We start from the raw sequence: 8,173 nt of genomic DNA on the forward strand, positions 1-8,173 counted from the left end.
GGGAAAACTACGCCCAAAGGCGTATTGCCATGAGCTATAAATAGAGAGGAGTAAAATACGTTTATTGCCTACGGTTAGCAGAACATGCCGCAGTGTGTACGGCTTGAATAAAAAACGCGGTAAAAAATATAAAGTGTATAAATTACATGATCTTATTTTGTTTAGGTTGTGACTTTTTTGCGTTGAAAACCTTTTTCTATTCATCGAGATAGGGGGATTTGGACGCGATTTGTCGTTATTTTTTCTGTTGTGATTGATGTGGAATGTGATTTGCAAAGTCGCTGTGTATGAATAAAAAAGTAACCAGGTAGGGTGCAATGGACAGTGAAGGATGGATCAAAACAACATGTGCGTATTGCGGAGTTGGTTGTGGTGTTGAGGCTAGGCCTAAACCTGATGGTCAATTAGAGGTCCGTGGTGATAAATCGCACCCAGCCAACTTTGGTAAATTGTGCACAAAAGGGATTGCCCTAGGTGAGACGGTGATTGAAGATGGCCGACTTACTCAGCCTAAAGTGAGAACGGAGCGGGGCTTTGAGCCAACAGACTGGCATGATGCGCTAAGCCAGGTAGCCGATACGTTTCGTCAAACCATTGAACAGTATGGGCCAGACTCCGTCGCATTTTATGTTTCTGGCCAGTTGCTCATTGAAGATTATTATGTCGCAAATAAGCTGATGAAAGGGTTTATTGGCAGCTCGAACATCGACAGTAATTCTCGATTGTGTATGGCTTCATCAGTGGTTGGCCACAAACGCGCTTTTGGCTCAGATACCGTACCAGTGTGTTATGAAGACATTGAGCTTGCTGAGGTGGTTTTATTAATAGGCTCTAATTTGGCCTGGTGTCACCCGGTATTGTATCAAAGGTTAAGAGCGGCGAAACAGCAAAACCCGGCGATGAAAATTGTGGTGGTCGATCCGCGGCGCAATGAAAGTTGTGAGATAGCCGATTTACATTTGCCTTTGGCTTCTGGCAGTGACGTGGCGCTATTTAATGGTTTGCTTCACTACTTGGTGCAACACGATTACCTCGATCACAACTTTGTTACGCAGCACACCGACGGTTTTCAGCAGGCAAGGGATAAGGGTCTCGCTATTGATGAGGTTGCAAAGATAAGCGGGTTGCAAGAAGAACAGATTGAGCTTTTCTATCAATATTTTGCCCAACACAAAAAAGTACTGAGTATTTACTCTCAAGGGGTCAATCAATCCTCTCAAGGCTCAGACAAGGTCAACAGTATCATTAATTGTCACCTTGCCACCGGCAAAATCGGCTTGCCAGGAATGGGGCCTTTTTCTGTAACAGGTCAGCCAAATGCGATGGGCGGTCGAGAAGTCGGTGCACTGGCCAGTATGCTTGCCGCGCACTTGGAATTTGATTGCTCAAAAGACATCGAATTATTAAAAGCGTTTTGGCATAGCGAACAATTGGCTTTAACACCTGGCTTAAAGGCGGTCGATATGTTTGATGCCATTGATAGGGGAGAAATCAAAGCGATTTGGATTATGGCGACCAATCCGGTGGTGAGCTTACCCAATAGCGATAAAATTAAGCGCGCTTTGACAAAATGCCCATTGGTTGTGGTTTCCGATTGTATTGAAGACACAGCAACGACCGCTTTTGCTGATATATTATTGCCGGCCCAAGGTTGGAGTGAAAAGTCTGGCACAGTGACGAACTCTGAGCGTCGACTTTCTCGTCAGCGCCGGTTATTACCGAGCCCAGGTGACGCCAAACCCGATTGGTGGATGGTGAGTGAAGTGGCGAAAAAAATGGGTTTTTCTCAACATTTTAACTACGTACATGAAGGGGATATTTTTCGTGAATACGCCCAATTGACCAGTCTTGGTCAGCAATCTCGAGCCCGTGATTTAGATTTAAGTGCACTGACGGTGATAAGCGATAAAGAATATCAGGCACTTACACCTCAACAATGGCCGGTTAAATCCATTCAAAAGTCAGTCGTCAACCAACGATTTTTTGCCGATAAGCAATTCTATACGGCCAATAAAAAAGCTCAGTTTATTGCCGTTAAAACCCAGTTGCCAAGCGTGACCACCAATACGAGTTGGCCATTATTGCTCAATAGTGGCAGAACACGTGATCACTGGCATACGATGACGCGCACCGGACTGTCTACACGCTTGGGGGAATTTCGTGCCGAGCCCTATCTGCTTATCCACCCAGACACCATGCAAACCCATGGATTACAAGAAGGTAAGATTGTCAAAGTAAGTAGTCCACAAGGGCATTGTTTACTGCGTGTCATCAGAGATGAATCTATGCAAAGCGAACAAGTCTTTGCCCCTATCCATTGGAATGAAATGACGGCGTCAAACGCCAAAGTGTGTCAATTAATCGATGCTCGTATCGATTCATTCTCTGGTCAGCCTGAATTTAAGCATACGCCGGTTAAGGTTGAACCTGTTACCATGAACGCAAAGGCGAGGGTGATTTCCCAACACGTATTGTCTATACCGAGTGATATTGAGTATTGGGCACGTGAAAAAGTGGCAAATGGCTATTTGTATCATCTTGAGTCTACATTGAGCGAAACTGAGTTTAGGCGTGTTCTTCAGCACGGTTTAAAGGGCTTTGCCAAAATGAAAATGTTCACCTATTCAAAACCTAATGGGTCTATTTCACTGTTTATTGAGCAACATCAAGATCAAGAACAGGTGGCTTTTGCGTGCCATTGGCTCAACGGGTCAAACACTGAAGGAAAAAGTGATTTGATCGCACTATTTAATGATCCCGATCCTTTAGGCGAGGTTGAAAAGTTGGCGGTCTAAGTTGAACCCATAAAAGGGACAGTTAAATCGTATTCTGATGGATACTGGTGAGTGCTAGGGATAATAAATGGTATTGTGAAAGACACACTTTTCGGTCATCGCTTGATAGCCATGTGGTTGATCGCCATGAAACTGTAAAGCATCCCCGGCGTTTAATCGTTGCCATACCCCGTCGTGCAATACAGCGATCTCGCCTTCGAGTACATAAAGATACTCGATAACGCCAATGGCGTGTGCCGGGGATAATTGTTGATGAAAGTGAGTCAAGGTGATGACAAAGCTTTCAATATGAGTTTGTGGGTGATACGGGAATAAGGTTTTGATTTGTATTCCCTCTTCATCCACCACTCCGCCGTGATACGCTTCGGTATCACTTTTGGCTAAAAAGGCTGAAAAAGACGTATTCAGTCCGTTGGCAATTTTCCACAAGGTGGCAATCGTTGGATTGGACTCTGAACGCTCAATTTGCCCAAGCATGGCTTTAGAGACTCCGGTGCGTTTTGCCGTGGCTTCTAAACTCAATCCTTGCTTTTCTCTGGTTTTTTTCAAATGACTCGCGACAGATTGAATCAACCGTTGAGTTGGTGTGTCTTTATCCATTACGCCTCCGTTGTGCGTTATAACGTCCGATGCTATAGTGTGCGTCATCTCGCATATAATTACAATATCGCGCTTAGGGGAAAGTTGTGAGTCATTCATGGAAGTTAAGTCATTTTTTTGCCGGTTTTTCTGCTGTATTGGTCGGGTACACCAGTTCAGTTGTCATTGTCATGCAAGCGGCCTTGACTGCAGGGGCAACTCAAGGACAATTGGAGAGTTGGTTATTAGTGCTCGGACTGATTATGGGCGTGTCTTCGATCGGTCTTTCTTGGTGGTATAAAACACCGATATTGACAGCATGGTCGACACCCGGTGCGGCTTTTTTGGTTGCCAATGCGGGAAGTTACACTCTGGGTGAAGTGATTGGGGCCTGTGTCATCGTTGGGGTATTTACGGTGATCAGCGGTTTTATACGCCCGCTAAATCACTGGTTACAAAACCTGCCTGCTTCCTTATCTACCGCGATGTTAGCGGCAATATTATTACCTTTTTGCATAAAAGGTTTTTCTGCTGCCTCACAGTATAGCGACTTATTTTTAATTTTATTGGCCATCTATTTGACCGTGAAAGCCATGTGGCCGAAATATACCATGGCGAGCTTGTTATTCGTCACGCTTATTTATGCGTTGTTTTACGGATTTTTTGATCAACCCATTCGCCTTACTTTTTCTACTTGGCAATGGATGACGCCGACATTTGATGGTTTGGCGATATTAAATCTAGCGCTTCCTTTGTATTTATTGACGATGTTGTCGCAAAACTTGCCTGGTATTGCCATGGTTCGTCAATTTGATTTTTCATTATCAGTCAAACCGGTTTTAGTGACCATGGGGCTTTTAAATGCCACAACCGCTTGCTTAGGTGGATTTAGTATTAATTTAGCAGCGATTTCTGCGGCGCTTTGTTTGAACCAGGATGTTGATCAAGACGCTTCACAGCGATATCGCTCAGCAATTTGGGCTGGCGTCTTTTATCTATTGGCAGGGGTATTTGCGACCACTGTGGTCAGTGTGTTTACTCAATTACCATCAGGTGTCACTGTGATGTTAGCGAGCTTTGCCTTATTGGGTACTTTGCTGATGTGTTTAACTCAGGCTTTTCAAAATGAAGTGTATCGCGAAGCGGCTCTCGTCACGTTTTTAGTGATTCTATCGGGGATCAATGTCGCTGGTGTCAGTGCCACTTTATGGGGTTTGATGGCTGGAGGGCTCGTGCTACAAGTCTCAAAGAGGCATAAGCAGCAATAACAATATTGCCAGTAAGTACCACAGTCAACAAGGTAACAATGAGTGAGCCATGATTCCCTACCTGAGTACAGGCATTAGGTAGGGAAGTACGGCCTGTCAATCAACGTCTGTTCAGTACGTTATCGCTTGGCATTCTCTGAATTTGGGCGTCTGTGTTTGGGGACATAATTAAGAATAGAAATCGGTACCGGTTTACGAGGAACAAATCCTTCTATTTCTCGGCGTTCTATCAAATGTCCTAAACGGCTTTCAATCATACAAAGGTTTTTGAAATTGTCCTTTGATACCAGTGAGATGGCTTCACCAGATGCACCTGCCCGCCCAGTTCGACCAATACGATGAACGTATTCATCTGCTGGGTAAGGCAAGTCGTAATTTATCACGCGTGGGAGTTCGGAAATATCAATCCCGCGAGCACCCACTCCGGTTGCGATGAGAAAATCAAGCTTACCTTGTTTAAAATCACTGAGCAGTTGTTCTCTAATGGCCTGACTACGACCGCTGTGGAACGCTTCGGCGTGGATGCCTCTTTTGCCTAGTTGCTCTGCTAACTTTGCCGCTCCGTGCTTTGTTTCAATAAAAATTAAGGTTTGTTGCCAATGATTTTCTTTAATCAAGTGTGCAAGCAGGGACGACTTTTGATCTTTGTCTACCGCAATAAGCCATTGCTCGATGTTGCTTTTGGAGGCTTGATGTTTGGCGATAGAAATTTCTTTGGCGTTGTCAATTGCGGTTTTCGCTAACTCCCTTACCGGCCGAGATAGTGTCGCCGAAAACAATAAGCATTGTGCATCTTGTGGGATTCGTTCAAGGACGGTATTAATTTTCTCGATAAAGCCCATATCCAGCATCTTGTCAGCTTCATCAAGGACCATGACTTCAATTTCGTCAAAGTGAATGGCTCTTTGGGTGTACAAGTCGAGTAATCGACCCGGTGTGGCGACGACGATATCTACACCGTCAATCAAAGCCTGTTTTTGTGACTTATCATCAACACCACCAAAAATAGCTAAGGTTTTTAATGGCAAGTGCTGACTTAGCGCTTGGGTATGTTCTGCAACTTGTAGGGCTAGCTCTCGCGTCGGGGTTAAAATGAGTGCTCGGGCACGCTTTTTACGCACCGTCTTTCCTTGGGCTAAACGCTCTAAAATAGGCAGGGCGAAACTGGCGGTTTTACCCGTGCCGGTTTGCGCTGCGGCAATGAGATTATCCCCGTTTTTGATCAGTGGGATGGCTTGATATTGAATCGGGGTTGGAGTTTGATAGTTGAGCTCAGTGATGGCTTGCAAAAGCTCAGCTCGCAGTCCAAGGGTAGAAAAAGACATGATAGACCTAACCGTAAAAGTGGATGAGACCTGAGTTAAGAGAACAATAATCTCAACACCAGGGGGTTAAAGTTTATCACGCTTGTCGCTCACATCGTAATTTAATTTACTCGCAAAAACTTGTCATTGCGTGTCTTTTAACCGCCATTCAACCCTGCGACTTGATCGATGATTTGTTGGGCTTCCAGTTTTATGCGATGAGCAATATCCTTGTTCCCGGAGTTCACTAGTGCTTCGACCATACTGTCTGAATAACAATAAATTAATGCGACTGTGGTTTTTGAGTCGAAATGACCTTGCTTTTGTTCATTTTGTTTTAAGCGGCTGAAATTATGTAATGAGTTAATTAATTGTTCTTGCATAAATCCTCCGAGCTCTTCATTTTTGATTCGATCTTCAAAAAAGAAACAGCAAATTAAGTGCCAGTTAAAAAATGCGCTTGAGAGGTATGCCACAATTATTTTATTTCACCAAAACGACGTGAGGAGTGGCGAGGTGTACAACCTTGTTGACACTTATGAGTCATGGTGAGTTAGGCACCACTTTGAAAAGGTGATCGGAAGGCACGGTTTGGATAATACAAACTTAAGCGGTTATTTCTGAAAAGGACATTGAACGATAATACACTCAAAATAAAACAGGCCCGATTAACCAAGCCTGTTTGAGACGATTATTCACATCATGCATCAGATAAATTTGCGGTTATAAATTTCGGTTAAATTGACTAACGGCATCCACGACTTTTTGCGCGCCAAGTTGAATGTCATCCATGACCGAACCTGCTTGGTTTGAATATTCTAGGGCTTGCTGGGCTTGTGTTTGGCATTGAGCAATTAAGTTGACTGCATTGGTTGTGCGTTTTTGGTTCTCACTGACAACGCTAACAATTTCCTCAGTCGTGGCACTGGTTCGAGAGGCCAGTTGTCTTACTTCGTCGGCAACAACGGCAAAACCTCGCCCTTGTTCACCTGCGCGTGCGGCTTCAATGGCGGCATTCAATGCCAATAAGTTGGTTTGATCTGCAATGCCGTTAATACTCCCAACCAACTCACTGATTTTTTGCGATTGCTCATTAAGTGCATCAACACTGGCGTTAGCTTGGTGCATGAGTTGCTCAAGCTCGGTCATTCTTTCTATGGTATTTTCAACAACCGTTCGCCCTTCTATAGTTTGGCGTCCCGTGGTTTCTGAAACATCAAAAGCGATGGTTGCTGCTTGAGATACCGCTCGCTCTTGATTAATTTGGTCAGTAATCGCGGTGGCAAATTTTACCACTTTGTACAAACGGCCATTTTCATCGCGAATAGGGTTATAGGACGCTTCTAACCAAATTTCGTTGCCCATGCTGTCGATGCGCTTGAAGCGGTCGGAAATGAATTGGCCGCTGGCCAGTTTTTTCCAAAACTCAGCGTACTCGTGAGAAGACGATAGGTCGTGATCGCAAAACATGCGATGATGCTTACCTTTGATGTCCTCAAGCTTATAATTCACCGTGGACAAAAAGTTTGTATTCGCATCAAGAATAATGCCTTCCGGTGTAAACTCAATAACTGCTGTGGAGCGGTGCAGAGCTTTTAGCATGTCCTGCTGTTCCCGCGAAGATTGAATTGTGCGAGTTAGCTCAGAAGCAAAGACAACGAATGACAACAACTGACCTTGGCTATTTTTTACGGGTTGTAAAATGGCTCTCAACCACGCTTCACTTCCGTCGCCCTTGAGAAATTGCAATGCGCCATTCCAGTGCTCACCTTTCCGTATTGCCTCAGACATTTTTAAAAAATGCCCTGTTTTTCTTGAAACCTCAGGCACCTTATCAATTAATTTGGTGCCGACAAGGGTCTCAGTTTTGTACGCCATCTCTTGTTTCAGGTTGTTATTGACCTCAGAAATAACGCCCTTTGAATCTAACGTGATGTGTAGCATGTCTTGTTCAAGGCTGTGTTGCACTTGTTTTAGAATAAAAAGCTCTTCTTCGAGTTGTTGTATTCTCTTTTTGTGCGACGAATTTAAAAACATATGAGTTCTCTTGAGTTTATCATCTTAGGCCTAGTGTTAACGTTAGCGGTAAAATCTAAAACTGGCAATTTATTTTCAGAAACAGTAATAGTGTTACATTGGCTTTTTTAGAGATGTTTCACAGAAAATACGGATGCTCGAAATGCCAAAAGTTAATACATGAACTAGCCTTATACATAAGATGTAATTG

Annotated in this window: 6 protein-coding genes; 2 read left to right on the forward strand and 4 right to left on the reverse strand. The window is 44.0% G+C overall.

The features are described 5' to 3' along the window. The first annotated feature begins 317 nt into the window (after positions 1–317). The gene (locus tag AB0763_RS05415) at positions 318–2,795 is read left to right on the forward strand and encodes a molybdopterin oxidoreductase family protein (protein WP_306101262.1); all 2,478 of its coding nucleotides are present in this window, start codon (positions 318–320) and stop codon (positions 2,793–2,795) included. Between the two features lie 54 nt (positions 2,796–2,849). Here AB0763_RS05415 and AB0763_RS05420 read toward each other — a convergent pair whose 3' ends face one another. Next, on the reverse strand, positions 2,850–3,395 hold the full coding sequence (locus tag AB0763_RS05420) for a helix-turn-helix domain-containing protein (RefSeq protein ID WP_306101261.1): 546 nt from the start codon (positions 3,393–3,395) through the stop codon (positions 2,850–2,852). A gap of 86 nt (positions 3,396–3,481) precedes the next feature. Here AB0763_RS05420 and AB0763_RS05425 point away from each other — a divergent pair, with 86 nt between their 5' ends. Further along, positions 3,482–4,642 carry a benzoate/H(+) symporter BenE family transporter gene (locus AB0763_RS05425; RefSeq protein ID WP_306101260.1) on the forward strand — a complete coding sequence of 387 codons (1,161 nt, stop codon included), beginning with the start codon at positions 3,482–3,484 and terminating at the stop codon, positions 4,640–4,642. Between the two features lie 119 nt (positions 4,643–4,761). Here AB0763_RS05425 and AB0763_RS05430 read toward each other — a convergent pair whose 3' ends face one another. The 3 genes from AB0763_RS05430 to AB0763_RS05440 form a co-directional block, all read right to left on the reverse strand. Beyond that, complete coding sequence (locus tag AB0763_RS05430; RefSeq protein WP_306101259.1) at positions 4,762–5,967, reverse strand: DEAD/DEAH box helicase; 1,206 nt, start codon at positions 5,965–5,967, stop codon at positions 4,762–4,764. Positions 5,968–6,104: 137 nt separating this feature from the next. Further along, positions 6,105–6,329, reverse strand: coding sequence for a hypothetical protein (locus tag AB0763_RS05435; protein WP_306101258.1), 225 nt, complete (start codon positions 6,327–6,329; stop codon positions 6,105–6,107). A gap of 340 nt (positions 6,330–6,669) precedes the next feature. Then, positions 6,670–7,983 carry a methyl-accepting chemotaxis protein gene (locus AB0763_RS05440; protein WP_306101257.1) on the reverse strand — a complete coding sequence of 438 codons (1,314 nt, stop codon included), beginning with the start codon at positions 7,981–7,983 and terminating at the stop codon, positions 6,670–6,672. Between the last annotated feature and the right edge of the window lie 190 nt (positions 7,984–8,173).

The sequence above is a fragment of the Vibrio sp. HB236076 genome (assembly GCF_040957575.1).
Taxonomy (GTDB): domain Bacteria; phylum Pseudomonadota; class Gammaproteobacteria; order Enterobacterales; family Vibrionaceae; genus Vibrio.